Here is a 25,699-nt window from a genome sequence, read left to right on the forward strand (position 1 = left end):
GCCGTTCAACGTTGCCAAGCCGCGCGACGTATTAGTTCCTGCATGATCTAGCCCTACGCGCCGGCTCATTGTGGTGTGCGTTAATTCGCGCTTACTTTCCATCCTCGGGTATCCACGCGCAGGCAGAAGTGGATCTCGCGCTGCGCCAGCGCGGCCACCATCATGTTGCCAATATAGCCGCGATCAAGCAGCAGCAGATCGGTGTGCGGCTGAAGCACATCCAGCGCTTCGAACAGCATCTGCCGCTCGGCGCCGTCGGCCGGATGGAGCGCGGCATGCAACGTCAGTTCGGGCCCCGGCAGGAACAGCGCGAACGCGTAGTGATCGGCGCGCAACGCATGGCCCTGGCGGGTCCCCACCCGCAGCCGGGTGCCGTCGGCTGCGACCGGCCTCAGGCCGTTCCAGCGCATCGAGTCAATATGGGGTTGGGCGAGTTCAATCAGACGTGCGCGCGCCCGTTCGAACAGCTCGGCCGACAGCCCCCGGCGCGCCTTGCTGAAGGCCTGTGCACTGACGCCGCGGGTACGCACGCCGCGTTCGCCGAGCTCACCAAACAGGCCATCGAGTTCGGCCTGCACGCTCGCGCACATGCCCGACATCATCAGCGCGGCCATGCGCGGCAATGTCAGTGTGCGATTGCGGGTGAATGCAGTGGGAGAAAGACGCACGCGCTCAGCGAGCGCCGGATCGAACAGGAAATCGGAGAACTCAGCCAGGAGTTGGGAGGACGCTGGTATTTGAGTTCATATCGTCGATTTATCAATCAGTTATGCGATGAAGTTTACAGGTCGAACGCCCCGTATACAAGCCCTTTCGGGCTTAAGTTGAGAGCATTGCCCCGCACAGGGGCAACGCTAATAGACCACTAACAATTCAAGGAAAGGCCAACGCCCTAGGCAAACAGACAAAAGCGCCGAGCAGGCAAACAAAATCAACCCTGCCGAAGGCAATACCCAGCAACAGCGTCCAACACACCCTCATCCTCGCCAACCGCCGTAGCGCACTTAATCTCGACAGCAGGATACAACCCCCGACACCGCGCTATCACCTCCGGCAGATCTCTGCGAACATGCCCACCTTGCCCAAAAAACACAGGCACAACAGTCACAACAGAACACCCGTCGGAGACAAGAGAACCCACAGCGGTAGGCAAATCCGGCTCCATCAACTCAAGAAAAGCCAACAAAACCGGCCCAGCCTCAGCATCAGAGCCGCGCGCTGCGCGAACCTTCTCAGCGAGCCTCTCAAACGGCTCCCGCCACCGCACATCCCGCGCGCCATGCGCAAACAAAACAAGTCCATGCGTAGCCATGACAAAGGCCCCTAATGGCGATCAACCCATTTCAACCCAACCAGCCCGAGCACGAGATAAACAAGCCCAGGCGTAGCCGCAGTCAACGGCGCAGGCCACGTGTTCAACGTGCCGATATGCGAGAACAGCGTATTGAACAACTGGAAGCTCATCCCCAGCATAATCCCGCCGAAAACCTTCACGCCAACCACACCGGCACGCGTATGCAGATACGCAAACGGCAACGACAACACCAGCATCACGAACACCGCAAACGGATACAGCAGCTTGCGCCACAGCGCAATGTCATACCGCTGCGTGTCCTGATGATTCTCGGTCAAATGCTGGATGTAGCGGAACAGATTGAACATCGACATCCGGTCCGGCGACACCAGCAGCACCGACAAGATCTGTGGCGTCAGTTCCGAGCGCAGCGAATACTCCGGCAACTCCACCTGCTTTGCACGGTACACCGGATTCAACGCATCGGCCGGCGTGCCCGGAGGTGGGGGGACGTCGATCAATTGTGTGTCCGTCACGCCAGTCAGTTGCCAATGACCCGGCGGCTGATACGTGCCACTCTTCGCAATCCGCACGTTCGAGAGACGGAACTTCGAATCGAATTCGTAAATTCGCACGTTGCTGATCGTCGCGTCCGGCTTCAATTCGCCGACGTTGACGAAGCGCGTCACCTGCTCGCCGTCCGCTCTCGCGGTGAGCGTGTCCTTCACCCAGACGCCCGACTCGAAGTTGCTCGATACCGACGACCCCAATGCCTCGAGCCGCACGCGTTCCGACAACTGATCCGTGTATGGACCGACCACTTCGCCGATCAGGTAAGTCAGGAACACCAGCGGAATGCCGATCTTCATGAGCGAGCGCAGCGCCTGATTGGTGGCGAGGCCGGACACGCGAAAAATCGTGTATTCGGAGTTCGCCGCCATTTGCGCGAACACGTAGATCGCGCTGATCAACGCAGCAACCGGAATGATTTCGTAGAAGCGCGACGGCGTTTGCAGCGCGACGCGCAGCACCGCGTACTGGAACTTGTAGTTGCCGTGGCCGACGGAATTCAGTTCGTTGATCAGGTCGAAGAAAAAGAACAGACCCGAAAACGCGAACAGAATAAAGATGAACGTGAGATAGATCTGACGCGCGAAATACCTTTCATAGATGCGCATCGGTTAGGCCCCCTGCGAACGGCTGAACATCGCCCGCGTGAATAGCGGCCGGTTGCGCACGCGCAGCCAGAAGATGAACGCGACGATCACCGCCACAATAACGTGCAGGCCCACCAGGCCAGCCGCGAACGACATCCTGCCTTGCTCGATCCACGACTGCACGACGTTCAACAGATTGGAATATGTCAGATAGATCAGGACAGCCATCACCAGATTGATCGTGCGGCTGCGTCGCGGATTCTGGTGCGCAAGCGGAATCGCCAGCAGCATCAGGTTGATCGCGATCAGCGGCAGTCCCGCGCGCCAGGCGAACTCGGCGAGATTGTCGTCGGTGGGGTTACGCAGAAGGGTAAGCGTGGGCAGGCTGGTGGTAGTTGGCGTATTGACGACCGGCTGGCTCTGGATCTTCAGGCCGTAGCGTTCGAATTCCATGATGCGGAAATCGGGGTGGCCCGGTTCGCCGTCATAGCGGCGGCCGTTTTCCAGCACGACAAAGCGGTCGCCGTTCTTATGCGTTTCGGTGTGGCCGGTTTTCGACACGACCACGTTGACTTTGCCGTTCTCCGTACTGGTCACGAAGACGTTCTCGACACGCGCCTGGTCGGGCGACATCTTCTCGATGAAGAACACGCGGTGGTTCGTGGCCGACTCGCGGAATTGACCCGGCGCGAGCAGCGAGACTTCGTCGCGCTGCTGGAAACGCGCGCGCAGCAGCTTGTTCTGCTGGTTCGACCACGGCCAGCCGACGAACACGAAGAACATGATGAGAATGATGATCGGCGTGGAAAAAATGGCGATCGGCTTGATGAATTGCGTCAGGCTGACACCGGAGGACAGCCACACGACCATCTCGGAGTCTTTGTACCAACGTGTCAGGACGAACAGGATCGACACGAACAGGGTCGCGACGAGCATTATCGCCAGGTAGCCGATCACAGTCAGGCCGATCAGGACCAGCACGTCGCGCGGGTCGATCTCGCCCGAGGCCGCGAGGCCGACGATGCGGATCATCATCGTCGTCAGCACGAGCGTGAGGAGAACCATGAACACGGCACCAGCCGTATACGCGAGTTCGCGCTGGAGGGAGCGTTCGAAGATCATTATTGATGATGAGGTGGGGCGCTCTCAGTGACGCACGGATTGGTTCCCGTCACGCCTCCGGTGCAGCCGCCGCGGGAAAAATAGCGGATAATTGCGGCTTTCATCCTAAGCCCAGATTTTATCCGAGGACAAGCGCGATGGACTTTAGCATAAAAGCCTGTGATTGGACCAAAGGCTCGTCAAACGGTTTCCTGACCGGGAAATCCGATTGCATCGTAATCGGCGTGTTCGAGTCGCAAACGCTCTCGGGCGCTGCGCTGGAGATCGACGTGGCCACCAAGGGCCTCCTGACCCGCGTCATCAAGGCCGGCGACATGGACGGCAAGGCCGGCACCACCCTGTTCCTGCACGAAGTCTCGGGCATCGGCGCTTCGCGCGTATTGCTGGTCGGCCTCGGCAAGCAGGATGCTTTCAATCAGAAAGCCTACGGCGAGGCAGTGCGGGCCGCCTGGCGCGCACTGCTCGGCACCAAGATCGTCCAGGTCACCTTCACGCTCGCCCAACTGCCGATCCTCGAGCGCTCGGCCGATTGGGGCGTGCGCGCCGCGATCCTCGCGCTGCGCGAGTTGAGCTACCGCTTCACACAGATGAAGAGCAAGCCGGACAACGCGCCGCGCGCCCTGAAGCGCATCGTGTTCAGCGTCAACACCGGCGACGAGAAGGCCGCCAAGCTCGCGGCCAAGCAGGGCGCCGCGCTTGCCAACGGCATGGATCTGACGCGCGACCTCGGCAACCTGCCGAGCAATGTCTGCACGCCGACCTATCTTGCCAACACCGCGAAGAAGCTCGCCAAAGACTGGAAGCTGAAAGTCGAAGTGCTCGGCGAAAAGCAGTGCGAAGCGCTGAAGATGGGCTCGTTCCTGTCGGTCACGGCCGGCTCGGTCGAACCGGCTCAGTTCATCGTGCTGCAGTACCACGGCGGCGCCGCGAAAGCCGCGCCGGTGGTGCTGGTCGGCAAGGGCGTCACGTTCGATACCGGCGGCATTTCGCTGAAGCCGGGCGAGGGCATGGACGAGATGAAGTACGACATGTGCGGCGCCGGCTCGGTGCTGGGCACGTTGCGCGCCGTCGCGGAAATGGGCCTGAAAATCAACGTGGTCGGCATCATCCCGGCCGTCGAGAACATGCCGTCGGCCACCGCCACGAAGCCTGGCGACATCGTCACCAGCATGAAGGGCCTGACGATCGAAGTGCTGAACACGGACGCCGAAGGCCGGCTCATCCTGTGCGACGCGCTGACCTATGCCGAGCGTTTCAAGCCGGCGGCGGTGATCGATATCGCCACGCTGACGGGCGCCTGCATCATCGCGCTGGGTCATCACAACAGCGGTCTGTTCTCGAAAGACGACGCGCTGGCGGGCGAACTGCTCGATGCCTCGCGTGAAGCGTCCGACCCGGCCTGGCGCATGCCGCTCGACGACGAGTATCAGGATCAGCTCAAGTCGAATTTCGCGGATCTGGCCAACATCGGTGGTCGTCCGGCGGGCAGCGTGACGGCGGCGTGCTTCCTGTCGCGCTTCGCTGAAGCGTATCCGTGGGCCCATCTGGACATCGCCGGCACCGCGTGGAAGAGCGGCGCGGCGAAGGGCGCCACCGGCCGCCCGGTGCCCTTGCTCGCGCAGTTCCTGATCGACAGGGCCGCTGACGGTCGGGCCGCGGACGGTCGCGCTGCACAATGACGCATTGCAGTAAGGTTGCGGGCATTGCTGCAGACGCAAAGCGGAGCCGCCGATGACGAGAATCGATTTTCACTCGAACGTCGGTGATTCGCTGCTGTATGCGTGCCGCCTGATCCGCAAGGCGTATCAGGCGGGCCAGCCGACCATCGTGCTGGCCGAGCCCGAGCGTCTGCGGGCTTTCGACGAGCAGTTGTGGACCTTCTCGCCCCTCGATTTCGTGCCGCACTGCATGGCGGGCACGCCGCTCGCTGCGCAAACGCCAATCGTGCTGGCGTCGAACCTCGATGATGTGCCGCATCATCAGGTGCTGCTCAATCTCGGCGCCACGGTGCCGGCGCAATTCGCGCGCTTCGAAAGATTGCTGGAAGTGGTCGGTAACGCACACGACGAACTCGCGGCTGGCCGCGAACGCTATCGTTTCTATCGCGATCGCGGCTATGCTTTGAACAACTACAAGCAAGGCAGCTAGGCACCATTTCGTCCGCGTCGCGTGGTGTTTTGTCGGATGGATTCGACGCGCGCGCGGCCTGCCTCGGCTTGGACTCAAACACGGAGAGCGCGCGTGTCCGATCCTAACGATAGTTCGATCCCGGTTCTCAACGAGATTCTCGTGCCGGGCCATCCTGCCCAGGCGCGCCAGGCGGAGGGTGGCGCAGCGGCGCCGGCTACCCAGCCGGCGGCCGATCCCGCGACTGCGCAAGAACCGGTCCTTACGCCGGAACCCAGGCACGAGCCTGAGCCGGTGCTTGCGCCAGAAACCCTGCAGGCACAGAAGGAGCCGACGCTCGCGCCGGAGCCCGCGCACGTGGCGGAGCAAGCGCATGTGTCGGAGCAAGCGCATCCGGCCGAGCACGCCCACCCGAAAAAGCGCTCGAGGGCACACCATGCTGCCGATCACCGGCACGGACATGAGCCGGCCTTTGCGTCTGCGGGCGTCTTCGACCGGGCTGAACCGCATGCGCCGATCGAGGCGGGTACGATCGTGCCGCCGGATATCGCTCACGAAGCGCAGCCGCAACCGAATCTCGATGCCGATGTCATCGCCGAACGTCTGCGTGGACGGTTCGCGGGTTTTCTGACGGGCGAGGGGCGCGGCATCATCGAGGCACGTTGCCGCGATGCGTTGCAGGATCACACATCCTGGCTCGTCAACCAGATCACGCGCGAAGTGGCGCTGGCGCTGGAGACGGAATTGACCGGCTGGGTCAGGGAAGCGGTCGATCAGGAGATCGCGCGGCGCTCGGGCAGCGCTTGATCGTGGCTGGGGGCGTGCCGTTATCCGGGCGCGCTCACCGCTTTCATCAAGCGGGGTTCATTTGAGTTTTCGTCTAAGCGCCGTTATTTGAGCGTCATCACCCAGCTCGCCAGCGTAGCCGCCTGATCGGGCGTGAGTTGCGTATTCGCGGGCATCGGCACCGCGCCCCACACGCCCGTGCTGCCATCCAGAATCTTGTGCTTCAGATAGGTGGCGGCATCTTCGCGGCCGGCATATTTCGAGGCGACGTCATGCAGCGCCGGTCCCATGAATGGACGCGTCACCGAGTGGCAGCTCATGCAGTTCTGCTGCTGGGCAAGCGCGAGGGCGGCGGGCACTTCCGCGTGCGCCGCCAGACTGCCGGCGCCTAACATAGCGCTCAGCACGCTGGCCGCCGCGAGCGCTGCATACGACATTGATTTCATTCTGGTCTCCGTCGGTGCAGGTGCCCGACTCGTGGTCCACGCATTATAAAAGGAAAGGGGCGCACGGTTTCCCGTGCGCCCCTTTGCGCTTTTTTCGTAACTGACGCAGCCGATGTGGCGTCGAGCGATGCTGCTGATCCGTCCCGAAGAACCGGGGCGGATCAGCGCAGCGCGTGCTAAATGCCCGCTTAGCCCGTCACTGCGCCCTTGTTGGCCGGCAGCGCCAACGCGGAGTACTTCGCCAGCACGCCACGCGTGTAACGCGGCTTCGGTTGCTGCCATGCAGCGCGGCGGCGTTCCAGTTCGGCGTCGTCGATGTTCAGTTGCAGAAGCAGCTTGTGCGCGTCGATCGTGATCGAGTCACCTTCCTGCACGAACGCGATCGTGCCCCCCACGAACGCTTCCGGCGCGACGTGACCGACCACCATGCCCCACGTGCCGCCCGAGAAGCGGCCATCGGTGATCAGGCCGACGCTTTCGCCGAGTCCCTTGCCGATGATCGCGGACGTAGGCGCGAGCATTTCCGGCATGCCGGGGCCGCCCTTCGGGCCGAGGTAGCGCAGCACGACCACGTCGCCGGCGACGATCTTGTCGGCCAGAATGGCTTCCAGCGCGCTTTGCTCGTCGTCGAACACGCGGGCCGGGCCGGTGATGACCGGGTTCTTCAGGCCGGTGATCTTGGCGACCGCGCCGTCGACGGCCAGGTTGCCCTTCAGGATCGCCAGATGGCCTTCCTTGTACAGCGCTTGCTCGATCGGGAAAATCACCTGCTGATCGGCGCGCGGCTTGCTCGGCACGTCCTTCAGTTCTTCAGCGATCGTCTTGCCGGTGATCGTGATGCAATCGCCGTGCAACAGGCCTGCGTCGAGCAGGATCTTCATGACTTGCGGAATACCGCCGGCTTTGTGCAGGTCGGTCGCCACGAACTGGCCCGACGGCTTCAGGTTGCAGATCACCGGCACCTTCTTGCGCATGCGCTCGAAGTCTTCGATGGTCCATTCCACTTCAGCCGCATGAGCGATGGCGAGGAAGTGCAGCACGGCGTTGGTCGAGCCGCCCGTGGCCATGATGACGGCCACGGCGTTCTCGATCGACTTCTTCGTGACGATGTCGCGCGGCTTCAGATCCTTCTTGACCGCTTCGACCAGCACCCGTGCCGATTCGGCCGCCGAGTCGACCTTTTCCTGGTCCGGATTGGCCATCGTCGACGAATACAGCAGCGACATGCCCATCGCTTCGAACGACGAGCTCATCGTGTTGGCGGTGTACATGCCGCCGCACGAACCCGTGGACGGGCACGCGTTCTTTTCGACCCCTTCAAAATCTTCCTGCGACATCCGGCCGGCCGTGAATTCGCCCACGGCTTCGAAGGACGACACGATGGTCAGGTCGGTGCCCTTCCAGTTGCCCGGACGGATCGTGCCGCCGTACACGTAGATGCTCGGCACGTTGGCCCGCAACATGCCGATCATGCCACCCGGCATGTTCTTGTCGCAGCCGCCGATCACGACCACCCCGTCCATCCACTGGCCCTGCACGCACGTCTCGATACAGTCGGAGATGACTTCGCGCGACACCAGCGAGTACTTCATGCCTTCGGTGCCCATCGACATGCCGTCCGAGATCGTCGGCGTGCCGAAGATCTGCGGATTCGCGTCGGCGCCCTTGACCGCGGCGACGGCCGCGTCGGCCAGACGCTGCAGGCCGGCGTTACACGGCGTGATGGTCGAGTGGCCGTTGGCGATGCCGATCATCGGCTTGTCGAAGTCGGCCTTTTCGTAGCCGAGTGCGTAGTACATCGAGCGGTTCGGTGAGCGCGCCACGCCTTGCGTGATGTTCTTCGAACGACGGTTGTATGCCATGGGGAACTCCAATCTGTTTTGTTTTGATCCGTGCTGCGTATGCGGGGCTCAGGTGCTGCCGCAAAGGCTGCGCTGACGCTGCCTTTGCGTTGCCGGCGGCGTCGGCCGATACGGCGCTTCTGGTCAGTTCAGTTTAGTTCCGACGCGTTGCGCAAGGGTGCAGTTTTGCGAAGCGCGTGTCCAATATATTATTCAGGCTCGATTAGGTCGTAAAATGTATTAATCATGTTGCCTACGTTTCCTGACCTGCGCCAGTTGCGCTATTTCGTGACCGTCGCTGAAGAAAAGCACTTCGGGCGGGCGGCCGTGCGTCTTTCCATGACGCAGCCGCCGTTGTCGCAGGCGATTCGGGCGCTGGAGGAAACACTCGGCGTCGAGTTGTTCGCGCGCACCAAGCGCTCGGTGGAGTTGACCCCGGTGGGCGCTGACCTGTTGCCCGAAGTGCAGCGCCTGCTGGCGAGCGCTGAGGGGCTGCGGCCGTTGGCGCAGAGCCTCGCGCGAGGCGAGGCCGGGGCGCTGTCGCTGGCCTTCGTCTCGACGGCCGATTACGGCCTGCTGCCGTTGCTGCTGCGCGATTTCGGCGTGCGCCATCCACGGGTGCGCCTCGAACTGACCGAAGCCACCAGCGACGTGCAGATCGAGGAACTGGTGGCCGGGCGCATCGACGCAGGCCTCGTGATCGCGCCGCTACCGTCGCGCCATGCCACCCAGCTCTCGTGGTTGCCGATCGCCCGCGAGCCGCTGGTGATCGCGATGTCGACGGATATGGCGCAGCGCGTGGGCCGCGCCGCCGGCTCCAAGGCTGACTCGCACGCGGAGTGGCTGGAAACGCCCATCAGCCTGCGTGACGTCGCCGACGAGCCGCTCGTGATCTTCCCAAGACGTCTGGCGCCAGGCTTTTATGACATCATTATGGATTGCTACGGCGTGGCGGGCCTGGCACCCCGGGTCGGCCAGGAGGCGATCCAGATGCAGACGATCGTGAGCCTTGTGTCGGCCGGGATGGGCGTCGCACTGGTGCCGCAATCGTTGCGTAATCTGCGCCGCACGGGTGTCGTGTACCGGCCGCTCTCCGAATCGGTGCCGGCGATCGAGACGGGGCTGGTCTGGCGCACGGCGGAGGTGAGTCCGGTGTTGGCCGGCTTCATCGAGATCGTCCGAGCGCACGCGGCCACCATGGAGGCGCAGTTCGCGGCGCCTCGTGTTTAGGCGAGCTTAGGTGAGCCGCTGCCGCGAACGCATTGCAAGCGAAACCGTCCAACGCATGCGCCGCATGATGCGCCCACCGCCGGCTGCTACTTGAAACTCGACTAGAAATCCGCTTCTGAACCTGAACTGCCCATAACAACACGATGCTCATTCACCCGAATTTCGACCCCGTTGCCATTCATCTGGGGCCGCTTGCTGTGCGCTGGTATGGACTGATGTACCTCGTTGCGTTCATCGCGGCGATCGTCGTCGGCCGGTTGCGGCTGCGTTTGCCGTACGTCGCCGCACAGGGCTGGACCGCTAAGGATATCGACGACATGCTGTTTTACGGCGTGCTCGGTACGATCCTCGGCGGCCGGCTCGGCTACGTGCTGTTCTACAAGGCGAGCTTTTACTTCGCGCATCCGCTCGACATCTTCAAGGTGTGGGAAGGCGGCATGTCGTTTCACGGTGGCTTCCTCGGCGTGACGCTGGCGATGGTGCTGTTCGCCTATCAGCGCAAGCGCTCGTGGTTGCAGGTCACCGATTTCGTCGCGCCAATGGTGCCGACCGGGCTCGCGGCAGGGCGCCTCGGCAACTTTATCAACGGTGAGTTGTGGGGCCGCGTGACCGATCCGTCAGCGCCCTGGGCGATGCTGTTTCCAGGCGCCGCGCCCGATGATGCCGCGTGGCTCACCGCGCATCCGCAACTGGCCGCGCAATGGCATCTGAACGACGTATTCGCGCAATATCACATGCTGCCGCGTCATCCGTCGGAGTTGTATGAGATCGCGCTGGAAGGCGTGGCGCTGTTCTTCGTGCTGTTCTTCTTCTCACGCAAACCGAAACCGATGGGCGCGATTTCCGCGGTGTTCCTGATCGGCTACGGCCTTGCGCGTTTCACGGTGGAATTCGCGCGTGAGCCGGACGATTTCCTTGGGCTTTTGGCAATGGGTCTCTCGATGGGCCAATGGCTCTCGCTGCCAATGATCCTCGTGGGCATCGGGATACTGGTGTGGTCCTATCGCCGTGCGCGGCGTGAACCGGCGCAGACGGTCGGCGCGAATTGAGCGCTACGTTTTATCGTAGTGAGCTGAGTAGCCAATGAAAAAAAGCCACGGAATGCCGTGGCTTTTTTCTCTACAGCAGGACGTCTGCCGTAAAAACGCGTTACTTCATCTGCACCGAGCCCGACACATTGACCGTTACCGTCGACGTGCCGCCTTCGATCGGCACCGGCGCGGATGCCTTAGCATCGGCACCCATTGCACGTGCGCTCATCATCATCATCGGACGGGGCATGACGCCGTTGTGGCCGACGTTGACTTCACGAATCGAATAGCCGTTGTAGCCGAACGCCTGCGCCGAAGAAGCGGCTTGCTCACGGAACGACTTGATGGCTTCACCGGTGAGCTTCTGCTCCGCGGCACGCTGCGCTTCAGGCGACAGCGAGAACTGCACGTTGCCGACCTGCATGATCGATGCCATCTGGCCTGCGAGTTTCGACGCCGCGGCGAAGTCGTGCGACTCGAGCACAACTTCAGTACGGCCGCGCCATGCGGAAATACGGCCGTCACGATCGGTGGACGGGTAGATAGAGAAGGAGCCGGTGCGAGCTGTTACGCCGTTCACGCCCTTGGCTTTTTGCAGCGCTGCGTCGGCGCGCTGGTTCAGTGTGGAGGTGAGCGCGGACGGATCGCTCGCTTCCTGCTCGTAGAACAGCGTGATATCGACGACGTCTTGCGGCACTTCCGAGCTTGCTTGCGCATTCAGCGACAGCACGCCGGCGGGCTGATACTGCGTCACGCCTTGCGCGCGGGCCATGGCCGGCGTCAGTGCGAACGCGGCAGGGGCGGCGCATACGAGAGCGAGAGCGAGTGCACGTGCGGTGTTTTTCGTCATTCTTGGACTCCTTGCTTGAACAGGTTGTGCACGATTGGTGCGAACGCCATGCGATGGCACAACGTTTGCGAGTCCGTTAGGCGCTTGTAACCTGAGCTTGGTTCCCTAATTTGACGTTTGCTCAACGTTTGCTTTCATCCGCGCACAGACTTGCGCGTGAAACAAGCCGCAACGGGTCACATGTGCGTATGCAACGTTAAACAAGACGTTTGGTGATGAAGCGCCATTCAGCTTCGGTCACCGGTGTGATCGACAGGCGGTTGCCTTTGACGAGCACACGCATGTCCTTCAATTCCTCATGCTCGCGCAGCGCGGCAAGCGGAATCAACGGGATCTTCTTCTTGAACACCACATCGACGAGTAGCCAGCGCGGCGTTTCCTGCGACGACTTCGGGTCGTAGTAGGGGCTCTTCTTATCGAATTGAGTGGGGTCCGGATACGCGGTGGACGATACCTCCGCGAGCCCCGCAATACCTGGCTCCGGACAACTCGAGTGATAGAACAGCACACCGTCGCCGACCTGCATCGTGTCGCGCATGAAGTTGCGCGCCTGATAGTTGCGCACGCCAGTCCACGGCAACGTATGGTGCGGTGCCTGGGCAAGATGGTCGATGCTTGCTTCGTCCGGTTCGGACTTCATTAGCCAGTAGCGCATGAATCGAATTGAACGTTAAAGGTTTGATACAGCAAGAAAAATCGAGGCCCAAAGAAAAACGGCACCGAACCGAAGTCCGATGCCGTTTGAATAGGTCCCCGCCTTAGCCGCTAGGCCGGCATCCTGAACCGGGGGTTCAGAATTGGTCGCAGTTAGCAGCACTTCGGGTACATCAGACAGAGTGACGCGCACACCCATGCTACAAATTTCCACAACCGTGCACATGGCATTGGTTCAAGGAATATATGACCTTGGCGAACCAGGCAGGGAAGTCAAACCGATTGAATTCAAAACGTTTGCATGAATCTTTGCTCATGCACCTCGTTTGAATCCGCAGCCGATCTCAGGACCGGCTACAAGATACTTTTACATGCTGTACTGCTGAATCACAGTACCCAGTTGCTCGTTCATCTGGTGCATTGTACGCCGGATTTCTTCAGCGGGAAATGCTTCTCCGTGCCGCACGCTGCTTTGCAGCTTAAGCAGTTCCGATGCCAGCGACAGCGCGGCCATGACGGCAATGCGATCCGTGCCGCGCACGTTGCTGCTATTGCGGATCTTCGACATCTCGGCGTCGACGCGTGCAACCGCTTCAAGCAGCGCGCCTTCAGTTTCCGGCGAGCAGGCGAGACGATAGGGCACGCCGAGAATCGATACTTCGATCTGCTTGGTGGTCATGCATTTTCTCCATGGCGGGTGACGTCGCTCTCCGCTTCTTCCTCATGCGGCGCGGCCTCGAGCAGATCGAGCTGATTGTCCGGCTCGCTGTGCGCGCGGGCCCGCGGCAGTTTTTCGAGGATCGCATTGAGGCGCACCTGTGCATCGTCGATCTTTGCCGACAGCGCGTCGCGTTCCGCCTGCAGTGCATCGCGCTCCTCGCGCATCAGCGCGAGTTCCGTGCGCGTGGCCTCTGCTTCGGCGCGCGTTTGGGCGAGCTGATCTTCGAGCGCGAGCCGCGCTTCATTGTGGCGTTGGCTGATCGTGATCAGCTTGCCGATATTCTGTGAAAGTGTTTCGAGTTCGGTGAGCATCTGCTGCGTCCTCTAAAGACATCGCATTTTAGCGCGGAATGTCGCACGTTCCGACAATTGTCTCGTTTCGAGACGTAACAACATCGCTTTGTGCAGGCTTTTGTCGACCATATGATGAAAAACAACTCATGCATCGGACAATAACCTGCACTTAACAGAACAGTTTGCGCACGGATTAACCATTCTTGACGGACCTGAAGGCCGCTCCTAAACTGGCCGCACTTTGGTGCTCGCGCACGCTTTTCCACAGTGTGCGCAGTTAAACGGGAAGCAGGGCGCGCGCCTCGTCTGAACGCGCTAACCTGCGCTGCCCCCGCAACGGTAAGCGACCGCATTCGTCATGCAGGTCGATCCTGATCGCGTGTTTGAAGCTGAACACGCGAGTGTGCCACTGCGCGTCACGCGTGGGAAGGCGGGATCGATGTGTCGCCAGCCCGGATACCGGCCGGAGGGAGAGGTTCGTTCCCGCGCAAACGTAAAACAACGCGGGCGCCTCGTTACGCATCGGCCCGCGGGGAAGCGGGCCGCGCACGCTATCCACAGGAATGTCATCCCATGCTGTCCCCCATCGCTCGCGCGGCGTTGCTCGCTGTTGCGAGCCTGCCGCTCGTCGTGCATGCTCAAGCTGCTGCTTCTTCTTCGTCGCCCTCTTCTTCTTCTGCCGATACGGGGGCGACCGGTTCGTCACCCGCGGTGTTGTCGCCCGTTGTCGTGACCGCGGAGCGCGGGCCGCAACCGCTCGCCGATGCGATCCCACAGACCACGCTGTTCGATCAGCAGGATATCGCCGATACGACCGCGACCGATTTGCCCGGTCTGCTGCAACTCGCGCCCGGCGCGCAAATTTCACGCACCGGTGGCCCGGGCTCCACGACGAGTCTGTTTCTGCGCGGCGCGTCGTCGACGCAATCGCTTTTGCTGATCGACGGCGTACGGGTCGACTCCGTGAGCCTGGGCGCGCCGCAACTCGCGCAGATTCCGCTCGACCAGATCGATCACGTCGAAGTGGTGAATGGCAACGTGTCCGCGCTTTACGGCTCCGGCGCAATTGGCGGCGTGGTGCAGGTGTTCACCAAAGACGGCGGCGACCATCCGCCGCGTTTCAATTTTTCGGTGGGCTATGGCAGCTATCACACGCAGACGCAGCAAGCCGGTGTGAACGGCGGGCTGGATAAAGACGGCAACACCACCTTCAGCATTTCGCTCGCGCGCTCGAAAGACGACGGTTTTTCGTCGCTCAATCCGTCACAGGCACCCAACGCGAATCCGAACGCGAACGGCTATCTGAACGAAAGCATCTCGGCTTCGCTGCGTCACAAGTTCAGCGACAAGTGGGACGCGGGCGTCACCTATTTCCAGTCGAACGGCAATAACAGCTACGACAACGCGTACGGTGTGCCGACCGATCTGAACAACCTCTACAGCAAAGTGCGCCAGGTGTCGGTGTTCGCGAACGGCAAACTGACCGACTGGTGGACCACGCACTTCATCGTTTCCGAAGGCGACGACCGCAGCGTGGCGAATACCAACGGCATCTACAACGGTCGCTTCGATAGCGACAATCGCCAGTACACGTGGCAGAACGATTTCGCGCTCGCCGCGCAGCAGAAACTGCAGGTCGGCTATGAGCATCTGGATCAGAGTCTCGACTCGGATACGTTCGCCGCTCCCGACCGGCATGTCGATTCGGGCTTTGTCGGCTACACGGGGCGCTTTGGGCGCAATCAGATTCAGGCCAACGTGCGGCGCGATCAGTATTCCGATTTCGGCGGGGCGAACAGTTACTATCTCGGCTACGGCTTTGACATCACTGAGCATTGGAAGGCGACTGCAAGCTATTCGGATTCGTTCCGCGCGCCGAGCTTCGACGATCTGTACTATCCGCTCAGCGGCAATCCGTCGATCAAGCCGGAGCGCAGCCATTCGATCGAAGCAGCGTTGCAGTACGCGTCGAACGCGCTTGGCGTGATGCGTCTGAGCGTGTTCCAGACGCGTTATTCGAATCTGATCGACTACGAGCAGGTTACGCCCGGCATCTATCTGGCCGAGAACGTCGGCCATGCGAAGGTGCAGGGGCTTGAGGGATCGTGGAGCGGCCATGTGGGCAAGACGGATGTGCGCGCGTCGGTAACGCTGCAGAATGCCGTCGACCTCGATAGCGATACCGATCTCGTGCGGCGTGCAAGGCGCTTCGCGTCGCTGGCGGTAAATCGCAGCATTGCCGGGTGGCGTGTCGGCGGCGAGTGGATCGTCAGCGGCGCCCGTGAAGATAGCAGCGGCATGCTGGGCGGCTACGGTGTGGTGAATCTGTCGGCGCGCTACAACATCACGAAGGCGTGGTATGTCGCCGCGCAGATCCAGAACCTGTTGAACAAGGACTATGAAACGGCCTACTCATATAACTCGCCGCGACGCGGTGCGTATGTCACGGTCGGTTGGCAGCAGCAGTGACGAACGTATTTGCATGAGAACGCGCCGATGAACCGTAGCTCGAGCCCGATGTCCACGACCACGTTGCGCGTGATGAGCGCGAAGCGCGCGGCCGCGATCTGGCTCGTGCTCGCGGCAGTCGCGCTGGTTGTGCTGATGGCGTCGCTCGCGTTGGGCAGCGTGTCGCTCGCGCCAGCGCGCGTGTTGGCGGCGTTGCTGCCGTCGCACGCGTCGCATGTCGAGTCCGGCGATCTTGCCGGTGAGATCGTGCGCACGCTGCGTTTGCCGCGCGCGCTGGCCGGCTTCGCGTGCGGCGCGTTGCTTGCGCTGGCCGGTGCGCTGCTGCAAGTGCTGTTGCGCAACCCGTTGGCCGAACCCTACGTATTAGGCGTCTCCGGCGGCGCGGCGACATTCGCGCTGGTCGCGATGATCGCCGGTTGTGCGTGGTGGATCGTCGACGCCAGCGCGTTCGCCGGCGCCTTCGTGTCGATCCTGCTGGTGCTTGGCCTCGCACGCCGTGAGTTGTGGCGAGGCGAGCCGCAGGATACGTCGCCGCGTTTGCTGCTGACCGGCGCGGTGATCGCGGCCGGCTGGGGCGCCCTCATTACCCTGTTGCTCAACCTTGCGCCGGACAATCGGCTGCGCGGCATGCTGTTCTGGCTGACCGGCGATCTGAACGGCGGCGCGATGCCATGGACGGCGCTCGCCGCGCTCGTCATCGTGCTGGTGGCGATCGTACCCGCTGCGCCGCGCCTGAATGTGCTGCTGCGGGGCGACGCCGCCGCGCAGGCACTCGGCGTTGCTGTGATGCCGCTGCGCTTGCGCGTGTATCTGGTGGCGTCGCTGGCGGCCGCCGCGGCTGTGACCACGGCCGGTACGATCGGTTTTGTCGGGCTCGTCGTGCCGCATATGCTGCGGCTCGCGTTCGGCAACGATCAGCGCATGCTGCTGCCAGCAGCGGCGCTCGGTGGTGGTGTCGCGGTGATGGGCGCGGACCTGATTGCGCGTACTGTGATCGCACCGGCGCAATTGCCGGTCGGCGTGATCACGTCGATCGTCGGCGTGCCCGTGTTCCTGTGGATGCTGTTGCGCAGGCGCCGATGATGAACGCACACAACGCCCCGCATTCGGCGCTTAGCGCGCAACGCCTGACCTTGCGTGCGGGCATGCGCACCTTGCTCGACGCGTTCACGCATACATTCTACGCAGGCGAGATCTGGTGTATCGCTGGCCCCAACGGCGCGGGAAAGACGACCTTGCTATCCACGCTCGCCGGTCTGGCGCAGCCGTCGGCGGGGCATGTCGAACTCGACGGCGTGCGTCTCGCCGACTGGCAGCCGTTGCCGCTTGCGCAGCGTCGCGCGCTGATGCCGCAAAGCGCTGCGGACGCCTTTAGCGCGAGTGTGCTCGACATCGTGATGCTGAACCGTTTTCCGCATCTGACCGGCTGGGGTTGGGAGGGTGAGGCCGATCGCGCTGCCGCGCATGCCGCGCTGAACGTTTTGGGACTCGCCGCATTCGCCGCGCGCGACGTGCTGTCGCTTTCGGGTGGCGAACGTCAACGCGTTGCTCTCGCAGGAGTGTTGTGCCAGGAGGCGCCGTTGTTGCTGCTCGACGAACCGCTCTCGCATCTGGATCTGCACCATCAGATCGACTGTCTCGAAGCGCTGACCGCCTGGACGCGCGAACCTCGGCGTACAGTGATGTTTTCGTGCCACGACCTGAACCTGGCGCGCCGCTTCGCGACGCATGCGCTGCTGCTCGACGGGAACGGCGGCGCGTATGCCGGACCGGTGCACGATGTGCTGACGCCCTCGCTGACGAGCCGTGCGTTCGGCTATCCGTTGATTCTGATTCGCGACGGCGAGCATGAGGCGCTGATTCCCGCGCCGCGCTCGCGTCACGAATCGCCTGCGGCGCATGACACGCCGGCAGGCTAAGCGCTTTATAAAAACACTCTCTCTTTTAGAAACGTCTATGACTTCTTTGCCAGGTTTGCCGGAATTGACCGAAGTCGAACCGCTCGATCAAACGCTGCGTGCCGAACTGCAACACATCATCGATACCAAGACCAAGCCGCCCGGCAGTCTTGGGCGGCTGGAAACGCTCGCGCGCCAGATGGGGCTGATCCAGCGTACGACACACCCCACGGTCGAACGTCCGGCGATGATCGTGTTCGCCGGTGACCACGGTATTGCGCAGGAAGGCGTGAGTCCGTATCCGCAAGCGGTGACCGCGCAAATGGTCGCTAACTTTCTCACGGGCGGCGCGGCGATCAATGCCTTGAGCCGCGTCTCCGGCGTCGAGCTCGAAGTGGTCAACTCAGGCATTGCGACGCCGCTGCCGTCGACGGAGGGGCTCATCGACATTCCGGTTGCGGCCGGCACGCGCAACTTCGCGCACGAACCCGCCATGACGCACGAACAGGCACTTGCCGCGATGCAAGCGGGCGCGGCTCGTGTGCGGCATCACGCGGCGCTCGGCACCAATGTGATCGGCTTCGGCGAAATGGGCATTGCGAATACGTCGTCGGCCGCGTGTCTGATGAGCCGCTTGTGCGGCGTGCCGATCGACGAATGCGTCGGACGTGGCACGGGGCTCGACAACGCGGGGCTCGCAAAAAAGCGCAACGTACTTGCCTCCGCGCTCGCGCATCACGCCGTTTCCAATGATCCGCTCAAGGTGCTCGCCACCTTCGGCGGCTTCGAAATCGCCATGATGACGGGCGCATATCTCGCTGCCGCGCAAGCGCGTATGACGATCCTTGTCGACGGATTCATCGCGACCTCTGCGTTGCTGGTGGCCGATGCGTTCGCACCGAACGTCCGCGAGTATTGTGTGTTCGCGCATGCATCGAACGAGGCGGGGCATCGGCGCATGCTCGATCATTTCGGCGCGCTGCCATTGCTTTCGCTCGATATGCGTCTCGGCGAAGGCACCGGCGCGGTACTCGCGGTGCCGCTGCTGCGCGCGGCAGTGGCGTTCGTGAACGAAATGGCCAGCTTCGAATCGGCCGGTGTCGCAAATCGCGATGTGTAATCCGTTATACGAAGCGCTGTTGTACGACGCGCAGTCATTCAGAAGCGTGCGTCCGGCTCACTCATGAATCCGCTCGCTGAACTCCGCTATTTCTTCACGGCACTCGGCTATTTCACGCGCGTGCCGGTGCCGCGCTGGGTCGGCTATGAGCCGCACTATCTGAATGCGGCGGCGCGTTATTTCCCGCTCGTCGGTCTATTGGTCGGCGGATTGAGCGCGCTGGTTTATCTCGCGGCGTTGCATGTCTTTCCAGCGGGCGTGGCGGTGCTCCTGTCGATGGCGGTGTCGCTTCTCGTCACCGGCGCATTTCACGAGGACGGACTTGCCGATTGCGTCGATGCGTTCGGTGGCGCCTATACGCGCGAGGACGCGTTGCGCATCATGCATGATTCGCGCATCGGTGCTTTCGGCGCCATCGCGCTCGTGATCGCGCTAGCACTGAAGTGGCAAACGCTCACCGCGTTGCCGCCGATGCGCGCCGCAAGTCTGATGATTGCAGCGCATGCCGCGAGCCGTGTGTTCGCCATCAGCTATCTGGCCACACTCGACTACGTGCGCGCCGAAGGCAAAGCCAAACCGGTTGCGCAACGCTTGAGCGGCCCCGCGTTGCTCTGCGCAGCGGTGTTCGGTCTGCCGTTGTTGCTTTGGCCGGACTTGCTGGATTCGCCGAATTTGCGCTTTGCCTGCGTGACACTCGCCGTACTGGTGGTGCTGCGCTTTGCATTGGGCCGCTATTTCGTCAGACGCGTTGGTGGCTACACCGGCGACTGCCTCGGCTTCGCGCAACAGATCTTTGAACTGAGCATCTACCTCGTGGGGCTCGCATGGATATCGTCCTGATCCGTCATCCTGCCGTCGCGCTCGATTCAGGGGTGTGCTACGGCCACAGCGACGTGGCGCTCGCCGAAGACGTCGAGATATCGGCGAGTGCCCTTGCGTTGAAACTGGCGACCTTGCAGATACCGCCGCCGCGTGTGCTGATGTCGAGTCCGTTGACGCGTTGCGCGACACTGGCCGCGGTCATGGCGAACGATTTCGGTTGCGCGCTCAGTCACGACGATCGTCTGAAGGAAATGAATTTCGGCGATTGGGAGGAGCAGCGTTGGGACGCAATCGATCGCGAGTTGCTCGACGCCTGGGCGGCTAACTTCGAGCACGCGCGTGCGCATGGCGGCGAGAGCGTCGCGCAATTCGTCGCGCGGGTGCGGGCGTGGTTCGACGCGTTTGCGCAGACACGCGAGTTGTCGCCCGCGTACGTGGTCACGCATGCCGGCGTCATGCGGGTGATCGCTTCGCTGGTGTTGGAGGTGCCGGTGGAAAGCTGTCTGCGCTGGTCGTTGGAGATGGCGGGGATTGTCTGGCTACGCCGGGATGATGAGACGCAGCAGTGGTCGTTGGTGAGGTGGAATGTGTGAGGGAAGGGGCTTGGTCCCTGCAGCCCCCCGAATCGCGTCAGCTCAGCCTTATTCGTGACACTTTTTCGGGAAATTTGTCGCGAAAACAGAAATCGTGACACTTTAAGACGTAAAAAGTGTCACGATTCGCGCGATTTGTGCCACAATGTCATGAAAAAGTGTCGCGATTTGGATTTATTGCGACACATTGGCAAAAGGTGGCGCGCATGAACAGCAGTGGCATCAAGCAGGAATTGGATCTGATCGAGCAGCTCATCGCTGCAAGCGCCGAGGGGCGAGGCGTTCGTGCGCTTGCCGCGGCACTTGCTGCGCGCCGCCATCCCATGCAACGCCGCACGCTGCAACGTCGTCTCGACGTGTTGCTCGAAGCAGGCCGGATCGTCTCGGAAGGTGCCGGCCGGGCAGTATCCTACAAGCAGACTGCGGCTCCTGGCGAGGCTGTTTTCCCCACACAGGTTATCGCTGGCGCAAGCACTTCCGGCGAGGCCTACGTGCCCGTATCGAGTGCGGGCCTCGAGGTGCGCGCGGAAGTGAACAGGCCGTTGCACGAGCGCCGGCCGGTCGGCTATAACCGTGCGTTTCTCGAACGCTATCGTCCGAATCAGGACGCGTATCTATCGCAAGCACAGCGTGAACGCCTGCATGAATGGGGCCGTACGTCGGCGGATGTGCGGCCGGCCGGCACCTACGCACGCGACATCATGAGCCGGCTTCTGATCGATTTGTCGTGGGCGTCGTCGCGGCTCGAGGGCAATACTTACACGCGGCTCGACACCGTGCGGCTGATCGAGCAAGGGCACATTGCGGAAGGCAAAGACGCTCAGGAAACGCAGATGATCCTGAATCACAAGGCCGCGATCGAAATGATCGTCGAGAGCGCGGACGAAGTGGGCTTCAATCGATTCACCGTACTGAATCTGCACGCGATTCTCTCCGACAACCTGATGTCTGACCCGTTCGCCAGTGGCCGTTTGCGCGCGCGCGAAGTGGAGATCAGCGGCACCGTATTTTTTCCGCTCGCGGTGCCGCAGCAAATCGCGGAATGCTTCGAGGCGGTGTTGAACAAGGCCGCCCAGATCGACGATCCCTTCGAGCAGGCTTTCTTCAGCATGGTGCACCTGCCCTATCTGCAGCCGTTCGAAGACGTCAACAAACGGGTCTCGCGTCTGACCGCGAATATCCCGCTGATCCGGCAGAATCTGTGTCCGTTGTCGTTCATCGACGTTCCCGAAAAGGCCTACGTCGACGGTACGCTTGGGGTGTACGAGGCCAATCGTGTCGAGTTGTTGCGCGACGTTTTCATCTGGGCATACGAGCGCTCGTGTCAGCGTTATCTGGCGATTCGACAATCGATCGGCGAGCCGGACGCGTTTCGCCTCAAGTATCGCAATGCATTGATACAAGTGGTGCAGGAGGTGATTCGCGGTGGCCTTGCCGGTACGCGTGGCGAGATTGAAACGCTCGCACAGAATCAGGTGGATGCGGCGGAACTATCTTCGTTCGTCGATGCGATCCAGTCCGATCTCGATCAACTCTATCTGGGCAATGTCGCGCGCTATCGGCTGCGGCTTTCCGAATTCGAACGCTGGCCGTTCAAGCGGGCGGACGCCGTTTCGCGCTAACGCGGCACTGCCTGCTTCACGACTTTCGCAGCGGCATCACTGCGCACCATTCTTCCTCCGCGAGCGCGCTACCTCCAGGTCTTCGCACATTTGCTTCGCCCCTTGCGCGATACGCGGCGCCGGGCGGTTGATCAGATCGCCGTCGATGGCGAACAGATTGTTGTTCGCCACCGCTTTGAGGCTCGGCCAAGCGCGCCATGTGTCGAGTTGCGGCAAGGCGGTGTCCGGTTTGGTCGCGCCGGGGGCGGCGGTGACGATCGCTTCCGGATTCGCTGCGAGCACCGCTTCGGTCGAGACGGTCGGCACCAGCGGCTCGAGTTTCGCAAATACATTGCGGCCGCCGCATAGCGTAATCACGTCGCTGACCATATGTTCGCCGTTGAGCGTCATCAACGGTTGATCCCACACCTGATAGAACACGCTGACAGGCGGGCGGCCCGCATACTGCGTGCGCAGTCGTGCGATGTCCTGACGGTATGCCGCCGCCGCGGCGTCGGCAGTCGGCGAGGTACCGAGCAATTGCCCGAGCTTCGTCAGCGACACGGCAACATCGTCGAGATGATGCGGCTCGCTGAAGAACAGCGGCACATGCATCTCACGAAGACGATCGAGTTGGCGCTGGGCATTGCCATGCCGCCACACGACGATCAGATCGGGCTTCAACGCGACGATCCGTTCGAGGTCGAGCGCCTTGTTGTCGCCGACACGCGGCAATTGCTTCGCTTCAAGCGGGTAGTCGCTGTAGGACACGGCGCCGACCAGTTTCGCGCCGCCGCCCGCGGCGTACAGCAGTTCGGTAACATGCGGCGCGAGACTGATGACGCGCTGTGCGGGAGCGGGCAGCGTGACGGTTGCGCCGGTGTCGTCGGTGACGGTGATCGCGGCATACGCGTGCAGCGTGCTCACACAAAGTGCCGCGGCGGCGACGAGGCGTGAGAGTCGAATCAACGAACAGCCTCGCGCAGACTCTCTTCAAAGCGTGCCCATTCCGTGTCGCTGGCAGGCAGCCCGAAACGCACACTGCCCGTTGCCGTGAAGAGCCGTGTCCACACGCCGCGTCGCGCCAACGCCTGATGCAGTGCAGCGGCGCGTGCATCGTCGGTCCATGCAAAGAGGGGCGTGCTGTGTGTGGCGAAACCGTGTGCGTGCAGCAGACCTACCAGACGGGCGTTTTCGCCCTCGAGCAGCGTACGCATCTGCTGCTGCCACGTCACGTCGGCAAACGCGGCTTTGACGGCATGACGAGCCGGGCCGCTAACCGTCCATGCCCCGAGCGAACGATGCAATGCATCGAGCAAAACCGGCGCACTGAGTACGAAGCCTGCGCGCACGCCGGCGAGCCCGAAGAATTTCCCCGGTGAACGCAACACGATCAACCCATCGCGATGGGTGCTTGCCGTGAGCGACGCCGAAGGCATCGTATCCGCGAAAGCCTCGTCGACCAACAGCGTGCCGCCGCGTGCGGTGAGTTGCGCATGCCAGCGCAGCAGCTTGCTGGCGCTCAGATGCTCCGCGGTGGGATTGTTAGGATTCACGACCACCACATGAGTGAGCGCGTCGGGCAAAGTGTCCCAGGATACATCGAGTGGCACGACCTCATGTCCTGCCCGCTCGAATGCGGGCGCATATTCGCTGTACGTGAGCGGTGCGATGCCGACCCGAGCACGTGGCAACAGCGAGGGCAGTGCGCGAATCGCTGCCTGGCTTCCCGCGACGGGTAGCACATGGGCTGCATCGGGCGCGCCGTAGTAACGCGCGGCACAGGCGGCAAAACCGTCACCGTCGTCGGGCAGGCGGTGCCAGGCATCGGCGGGAACTGGGGGCACCGGATAGCCGTGCGGATTGATACCCGTCGACAGGTCGAGCCATTGCGCGTACGGAATGCCGTAACGCTCGGCCGCTTCGTGCAGATTGCCGCCGTGAACCACGGCGTCGAGCGCGGTGCCGGTATCGGCTCCGTGGCCAGCTATTCGATCAACCATGAAAGGGCACACTCAGCAACGCCAGCACGATCAGCACTGCCAGCCAGAGAATGACCGTCCGTTCGACCAGCATCAACGCCGCCGTGACATGAGTGGCCTTCGCGGGGTGTCCGAAACCGAGCGTCGGGCGGTGTTCAAGTGCGCCGTGATACACCGCGGGCCCGCCGATCAATACGTTCAGACTGCCCGCGCCCGACGCCATGACCGGCCCGGCATTCGGACTGTCCCAACGCGGCGCCTGTTCACGCCAGCAACGCAGTGCGGTGCGCGTGTCACCGAGCAAAGCGTAGCTCGCTGCGGTGAGGCGAGCGGGAATCCAATTGAGCACGTCGTCGATGCGCGCGGCTGCCCAGCCGAAGCGCAAATAGCGCGGCGTGCGGTAGCCCCACATGGCATCGAGCGTGTTGGCCAGACGAAACCCCAGTGCGCCCGGACCGCCCGCGATCGCGAACCAGAACAGCGCGCCGAAGATCGCGTCATTGCCGTTTTCGAGCGCCGATTCGACGGCGGCGCGCGACAGCGCCGCTTCGTCGGCATGAGTGGTTTCGCGCGACACGATGCGCGAGGTCAGCAGACGCGCTTGTGCCAGATCGCGCCGCGCCAGTGCCTCGGCGATCGGCGCAATGTGGTCGTGCAGGCTGCGCGCGCCAAGGGCGAACCACAGCAGCACGACATGCACCGCGCAGGCCGCAAAAAAAGGCAGCACCGAGACGAGCCACCAGGCGATCAGCACCGGCGGCATCACCGTCAGCGACCAGGCGAGCAGCCCCTTGAGACGCAAGCGCCGGCCGGTGTTGTAGTGCGTTTCGAGGCGCATCGCCCATTTGCCGAAGCCGACCAGCGGATGCGCGGTGCGCGGCTCACCGAGCCAACGGTCGACGGCGACACCCGCCGTTGCCAGCGTCACGATCAAAGGCAGCGACAGCATCACGCGCCTCCCGCTGTCTTCAAGGCGAGGGGCAAGCCCGCGACCATCATCGTGACCTGGGTGCTCAACGCGGCGATGCGCTGATTGAGCCGCCCGAGTTCGTCGACATAGAGGCGTGTTTCCGCGCCGAGCGGCACCACGCCCAAACCGATTTCATTGCTGACCACGATGATCTTGCCTCTGGCGTTGATGAGCGCTGCTTCGAAAGCGGCAAAGTGCGTGTGATAGTGATCGACCGGCAAGCCGTCGCCGTCCGGTGGGCACAGCAGGTTGGCGAGCCATAGCGTCAGGCAGTCGATCAGAATGCAGTGGCCCGGCGCGTCGATTTGCGTGACGGCGCCGGCGAGATCCACGTCTGCCTCGTGCAAAGCCCAATGCGCCGGACGCCGCTCGCGATGATGCGCGATACGCGCGCTGAATTCGGCGTCGTCGGCTACGCGCGCGGTGGCGATGTACGTGACGGGCAGGGCGCTGTCGTTCGCCAGTTGTTCGGCGTGCACGCTCTTGCCCGAACGGGCGCCGCCGAGAACGAAGGTGAGGTCGCGGGAAATCATCGCGTGATTGTACCGGCGTGCAGCGCGTGCCGGCACGATGGGATAATGCCGCGTTCATCGCCCGCATTCATTGTCCGCATTCATTGTCTATTCACCGCCCAAGCCGATATTCCGTGACCGCCATTTCGAACCCGCATGACGTCGTACCTGTGCCGCGCG

26 protein-coding genes, 1 other RNA gene and 1 riboswitch are annotated in these 25,699 nt (G+C 62.5%); of the genes, 12 read left to right on the top strand and 15 right to left on the bottom strand.

Annotation, left to right across the window (positions count from 1 at the left end; all coding sequences use genetic code 11):
* Positions 1-80: 80 nt before the first annotated feature.
* The 4 genes from P3T25_RS43990 to lptF form a co-directional block, all read right to left on the bottom strand.
* Positions 81-614, bottom strand: coding sequence for a transposase (locus P3T25_RS43990; RefSeq protein ID WP_429363638.1), 534 nt, complete (start codon positions 612-614; stop codon positions 81-83).
* A 317-nt stretch (positions 615-931) separates the two neighbouring features.
* Positions 932-1,312, bottom strand: a complete 381-nt coding sequence (locus P3T25_RS43995) for a sirohydrochlorin chelatase (protein WP_408518685.1) — start codon at positions 1,310-1,312, stop codon at positions 932-934.
* Between the two features lie 11 nt (positions 1,313-1,323).
* Positions 1,324-2,472, bottom strand: coding sequence for an LPS export ABC transporter permease LptG (gene lptG, locus P3T25_RS44000; RefSeq protein ID WP_171929427.1), 1,149 nt, complete (start codon positions 2,470-2,472; stop codon positions 1,324-1,326).
* A gap of 3 nt (positions 2,473-2,475) precedes the next feature.
* A complete protein-coding gene (gene lptF, locus P3T25_RS44005) occupies positions 2,476-3,573 on the bottom strand; it encodes an LPS export ABC transporter permease LptF (RefSeq protein ID WP_408518684.1) in 1,098 nt (365 codons plus the stop codon).
* A gap of 137 nt (positions 3,574-3,710) precedes the next feature.
* On the opposite strand from lptF, the gene P3T25_RS44010 reads away from it, so the two are divergent.
* The 3 genes from P3T25_RS44010 (at position 3,711) to P3T25_RS44020 (ending at position 6,507) form a co-directional block, all read left to right on the top strand.
* Entirely contained in the window at positions 3,711-5,252 is a 1,542-nt protein-coding gene (locus P3T25_RS44010; RefSeq protein WP_408518683.1) for a leucyl aminopeptidase, read from the top strand.
* Positions 5,253-5,304: 52 nt separating this feature from the next.
* Entirely contained in the window at positions 5,305-5,721 is a 417-nt protein-coding gene (locus P3T25_RS44015) for a DNA polymerase III subunit chi (protein ID WP_134960722.1), read from the top strand.
* Positions 5,722-5,814: 93 nt separating this feature from the next.
* On the top strand, positions 5,815-6,507 hold the full coding sequence (locus tag P3T25_RS44020) for a DUF2486 family protein (protein WP_429363642.1): 693 nt from the start codon (positions 5,815-5,817) through the stop codon (positions 6,505-6,507).
* Positions 6,508-6,590: 83 nt separating this feature from the next.
* Here the strand turns inward: P3T25_RS44020 and P3T25_RS44025 are convergent, their stop codons facing one another.
* Entirely contained in the window at positions 6,591-6,932 is a 342-nt protein-coding gene (locus P3T25_RS44025) for a c-type cytochrome (RefSeq protein ID WP_266241321.1), read from the bottom strand.
* Between the two features lie 188 nt (positions 6,933-7,120).
* Entirely contained in the window at positions 7,121-8,794 is a 1,674-nt protein-coding gene (gene ilvD / locus P3T25_RS44030) for a dihydroxy-acid dehydratase (protein WP_429363645.1), read from the bottom strand.
* 225 nt (positions 8,795-9,019) lie between these two features.
* On the opposite strand from ilvD, the gene P3T25_RS44035 reads away from it, so the two are divergent.
* Together P3T25_RS44035 and lgt are read left to right on the top strand one after the other, a co-directional pair.
* On the top strand, positions 9,020-10,003 hold the full coding sequence (locus tag P3T25_RS44035) for a LysR family transcriptional regulator (RefSeq protein ID WP_429363647.1): 984 nt from the start codon (positions 9,020-9,022) through the stop codon (positions 10,001-10,003).
* Positions 10,004-10,146: 143 nt separating this feature from the next.
* Positions 10,147-11,052 carry a prolipoprotein diacylglyceryl transferase gene (gene lgt / locus P3T25_RS44040; RefSeq protein WP_171929421.1) on the top strand — a complete coding sequence of 302 codons (906 nt, stop codon included), beginning with the start codon at positions 10,147-10,149 and terminating at the stop codon, positions 11,050-11,052.
* A gap of 100 nt (positions 11,053-11,152) precedes the next feature.
* Here lgt and P3T25_RS44045 read toward each other — a convergent pair whose 3' ends face one another.
* The 5 genes from P3T25_RS44045 to P3T25_RS44065 form a co-directional block, all read right to left on the bottom strand.
* Positions 11,153-11,884, bottom strand: a complete 732-nt coding sequence (locus P3T25_RS44045; RefSeq protein ID WP_429363649.1) for an SIMPL domain-containing protein — start codon at positions 11,882-11,884, stop codon at positions 11,153-11,155.
* A gap of 196 nt (positions 11,885-12,080) precedes the next feature.
* A complete protein-coding gene (locus tag P3T25_RS44050) occupies positions 12,081-12,539 on the bottom strand; it encodes an EVE domain-containing protein (RefSeq protein WP_154562123.1) in 459 nt (152 codons plus the stop codon).
* A gap of 91 nt (positions 12,540-12,630) precedes the next feature.
* Positions 12,631-12,812, bottom strand: a non-coding RNA gene (ssrS, locus tag P3T25_RS44055) — 6S RNA.
* Between the two features lie 93 nt (positions 12,813-12,905).
* Positions 12,906-13,217, bottom strand: coding sequence for a cell division protein ZapA (locus tag P3T25_RS44060; protein ID WP_054035122.1), 312 nt, complete (start codon positions 13,215-13,217; stop codon positions 12,906-12,908).
* The gene (locus tag P3T25_RS44065) at positions 13,214-13,570 is read right to left on the bottom strand and encodes a hypothetical protein (RefSeq protein WP_054035121.1); all 357 of its coding nucleotides are present in this window, start codon (positions 13,568-13,570) and stop codon (positions 13,214-13,216) included. Before P3T25_RS44065 ends, P3T25_RS44060 begins: the two co-directional genes overlap by 4 nt.
* 207 nt (positions 13,571-13,777) lie before the next feature.
* A riboswitch (cobalamin riboswitch) is annotated at positions 13,778-14,034 on the top strand.
* Between the two features lie 91 nt (positions 14,035-14,125).
* Here P3T25_RS44065 and P3T25_RS44070 point away from each other — a divergent pair.
* The 7 genes from P3T25_RS44070 (at position 14,126) to P3T25_RS44100 (ending at position 22,076) form a co-directional block, all read left to right on the top strand.
* The gene (locus P3T25_RS44070; RefSeq protein ID WP_429363652.1) at positions 14,126-16,021 is read left to right on the top strand and encodes a TonB-dependent receptor domain-containing protein; all 1,896 of its coding nucleotides are present in this window, start codon (positions 14,126-14,128) and stop codon (positions 16,019-16,021) included.
* A gap of 27 nt (positions 16,022-16,048) precedes the next feature.
* On the top strand, positions 16,049-17,104 hold the full coding sequence (locus P3T25_RS44075; protein WP_154562119.1) for a FecCD family ABC transporter permease: 1,056 nt from the start codon (positions 16,049-16,051) through the stop codon (positions 17,102-17,104).
* On the top strand, positions 17,101-17,940 hold the full coding sequence (locus tag P3T25_RS44080; protein WP_429363654.1) for an ABC transporter ATP-binding protein: 840 nt from the start codon (positions 17,101-17,103) through the stop codon (positions 17,938-17,940). Before P3T25_RS44075 ends, P3T25_RS44080 begins: the two co-directional genes overlap by 4 nt.
* 37 nt (positions 17,941-17,977) lie before the next feature.
* Positions 17,978-19,039: a nicotinate-nucleotide--dimethylbenzimidazole phosphoribosyltransferase gene (gene cobT, locus P3T25_RS44085; RefSeq protein ID WP_266260035.1), complete on the top strand. Its 1,062-nt coding sequence runs from the start codon at positions 17,978-17,980 to the stop codon at positions 19,037-19,039.
* A 63-nt stretch (positions 19,040-19,102) separates the two neighbouring features.
* On the top strand, positions 19,103-19,879 hold the full coding sequence (locus tag P3T25_RS44090) for an adenosylcobinamide-GDP ribazoletransferase (RefSeq protein WP_429363657.1): 777 nt from the start codon (positions 19,103-19,105) through the stop codon (positions 19,877-19,879).
* A complete protein-coding gene (gene cobC, locus P3T25_RS44095; protein ID WP_429363659.1) occupies positions 19,864-20,454 on the top strand; it encodes an alpha-ribazole phosphatase in 591 nt (196 codons plus the stop codon). Before P3T25_RS44090 ends, cobC begins: the two co-directional genes overlap by 16 nt.
* A 206-nt stretch (positions 20,455-20,660) precedes the next feature.
* The gene (locus P3T25_RS44100; RefSeq protein WP_266260037.1) at positions 20,661-22,076 is read left to right on the top strand and encodes a Fic family protein; all 1,416 of its coding nucleotides are present in this window, start codon (positions 20,661-20,663) and stop codon (positions 22,074-22,076) included.
* A 36-nt stretch (positions 22,077-22,112) separates the two neighbouring features.
* On the opposite strand, the gene P3T25_RS44105 is transcribed toward P3T25_RS44100, so the two are convergent.
* Genes P3T25_RS44105 through cobU form a run of 4 tightly spaced genes read right to left on the bottom strand, consistent with a single transcriptional unit; the run spans position 22,113 to position 25,540 of the window.
* Positions 22,113-23,024 carry a cobalamin-binding protein gene (locus P3T25_RS44105; protein ID WP_408518675.1) on the bottom strand — a complete coding sequence of 304 codons (912 nt, stop codon included), beginning with the start codon at positions 23,022-23,024 and terminating at the stop codon, positions 22,113-22,115.
* Positions 23,021-24,058: a threonine-phosphate decarboxylase CobD gene (cobD, locus tag P3T25_RS44110; RefSeq protein ID WP_429363662.1), complete on the bottom strand. Its 1,038-nt coding sequence runs from the start codon at positions 24,056-24,058 to the stop codon at positions 23,021-23,023. Before cobD ends, P3T25_RS44105 begins: the two co-directional genes overlap by 4 nt.
* Positions 24,051-24,986, bottom strand: a complete 936-nt coding sequence (cbiB, locus tag P3T25_RS44115; RefSeq protein WP_154562103.1) for an adenosylcobinamide-phosphate synthase CbiB — start codon at positions 24,984-24,986, stop codon at positions 24,051-24,053. The genes cobD and cbiB overlap by 8 nt, the downstream gene beginning before the upstream one ends.
* On the bottom strand, positions 24,986-25,540 hold the full coding sequence (gene cobU, locus P3T25_RS44120; RefSeq protein WP_266260040.1) for a bifunctional adenosylcobinamide kinase/adenosylcobinamide-phosphate guanylyltransferase: 555 nt from the start codon (positions 25,538-25,540) through the stop codon (positions 24,986-24,988). Before cobU ends, cbiB begins: the two co-directional genes overlap by 1 nt.
* Positions 25,541-25,699 lie beyond the last annotated feature (159 nt).

The sequence above is a fragment of the Paraburkholderia sp. GAS32 genome (genome assembly GCF_050434225.1).
In the GTDB taxonomy this organism is placed as follows: domain Bacteria; phylum Pseudomonadota; class Gammaproteobacteria; order Burkholderiales; family Burkholderiaceae; genus Paraburkholderia; species Paraburkholderia madseniana.

Coding starts and splice junctions, on each gene's coding strand:
- P3T25_RS43990 (WP_429363638.1), bottom strand. CDS start 614: ATGGCCGCGCTGATGATGTCGGGCATGTGCGCGAGCGTGCAGGCCGAA.
- P3T25_RS43995 (WP_408518685.1), bottom strand. CDS start 1,312: ATGGCTACGCATGGACTTGTTTTGTTTGCGCATGGCGCGCGGGATGTG.
- lptG (WP_171929427.1), bottom strand. CDS start 2,472: ATGCGCATCTATGAAAGGTATTTCGCGCGTCAGATCTATCTCACGTTC.
- lptF (WP_408518684.1), bottom strand. CDS start 3,573: ATGATCTTCGAACGCTCCCTCCAGCGCGAACTCGCGTATACGGCTGGT.
- P3T25_RS44010 (WP_408518683.1), top strand. CDS start 3,711: ATGGACTTTAGCATAAAAGCCTGTGATTGGACCAAAGGCTCGTCAAAC.
- P3T25_RS44015 (WP_134960722.1), top strand. CDS start 5,305: ATGACGAGAATCGATTTTCACTCGAACGTCGGTGATTCGCTGCTGTAT.
- P3T25_RS44025 (WP_266241321.1), bottom strand. CDS start 6,932: ATGAAATCAATGTCGTATGCAGCGCTCGCGGCGGCCAGCGTGCTGAGC.
- ilvD (WP_429363645.1), bottom strand. CDS start 8,794: ATGGCATACAACCGTCGTTCGAAGAACATCACGCAAGGCGTGGCGCGC.
- P3T25_RS44035 (WP_429363647.1), top strand. CDS start 9,020: ATGTTGCCTACGTTTCCTGACCTGCGCCAGTTGCGCTATTTCGTGACC.
- lgt (WP_171929421.1), top strand. CDS start 10,147: ATGCTCATTCACCCGAATTTCGACCCCGTTGCCATTCATCTGGGGCCG.
- P3T25_RS44045 (WP_429363649.1), bottom strand. CDS start 11,884: ATGACGAAAAACACCGCACGTGCACTCGCTCTCGCTCTCGTATGCGCC.
- P3T25_RS44050 (WP_154562123.1), bottom strand. CDS start 12,539: ATGCGCTACTGGCTAATGAAGTCCGAACCGGACGAAGCAAGCATCGAC.
- P3T25_RS44060 (WP_054035122.1), bottom strand. CDS start 13,217: ATGACCACCAAGCAGATCGAAGTATCGATTCTCGGCGTGCCCTATCGT.
- P3T25_RS44065 (WP_054035121.1), bottom strand. CDS start 13,570: ATGCTCACCGAACTCGAAACACTTTCACAGAATATCGGCAAGCTGATC.
- P3T25_RS44070 (WP_429363652.1), top strand. CDS start 14,126: ATGCTGTCCCCCATCGCTCGCGCGGCGTTGCTCGCTGTTGCGAGCCTG.
- P3T25_RS44075 (WP_154562119.1), top strand. CDS start 16,049: ATGAACCGTAGCTCGAGCCCGATGTCCACGACCACGTTGCGCGTGATG.
- P3T25_RS44080 (WP_429363654.1), top strand. CDS start 17,101: ATGATGAACGCACACAACGCCCCGCATTCGGCGCTTAGCGCGCAACGC.
- cobT (WP_266260035.1), top strand. CDS start 17,978: ATGACTTCTTTGCCAGGTTTGCCGGAATTGACCGAAGTCGAACCGCTC.
- P3T25_RS44090 (WP_429363657.1), top strand. CDS start 19,103: ATGAATCCGCTCGCTGAACTCCGCTATTTCTTCACGGCACTCGGCTAT.
- cobC (WP_429363659.1), top strand. CDS start 19,864: ATGGATATCGTCCTGATCCGTCATCCTGCCGTCGCGCTCGATTCAGGG.
- P3T25_RS44100 (WP_266260037.1), top strand. CDS start 20,661: ATGAACAGCAGTGGCATCAAGCAGGAATTGGATCTGATCGAGCAGCTC.
- cobD (WP_429363662.1), bottom strand. CDS start 24,058: ATGGTTGATCGAATAGCTGGCCACGGAGCCGATACCGGCACCGCGCTC.
- cbiB (WP_154562103.1), bottom strand. CDS start 24,986: ATGCTGTCGCTGCCTTTGATCGTGACGCTGGCAACGGCGGGTGTCGCC.
- cobU (WP_266260040.1), bottom strand. CDS start 25,540: ATGATTTCCCGCGACCTCACCTTCGTTCTCGGCGGCGCCCGTTCGGGC.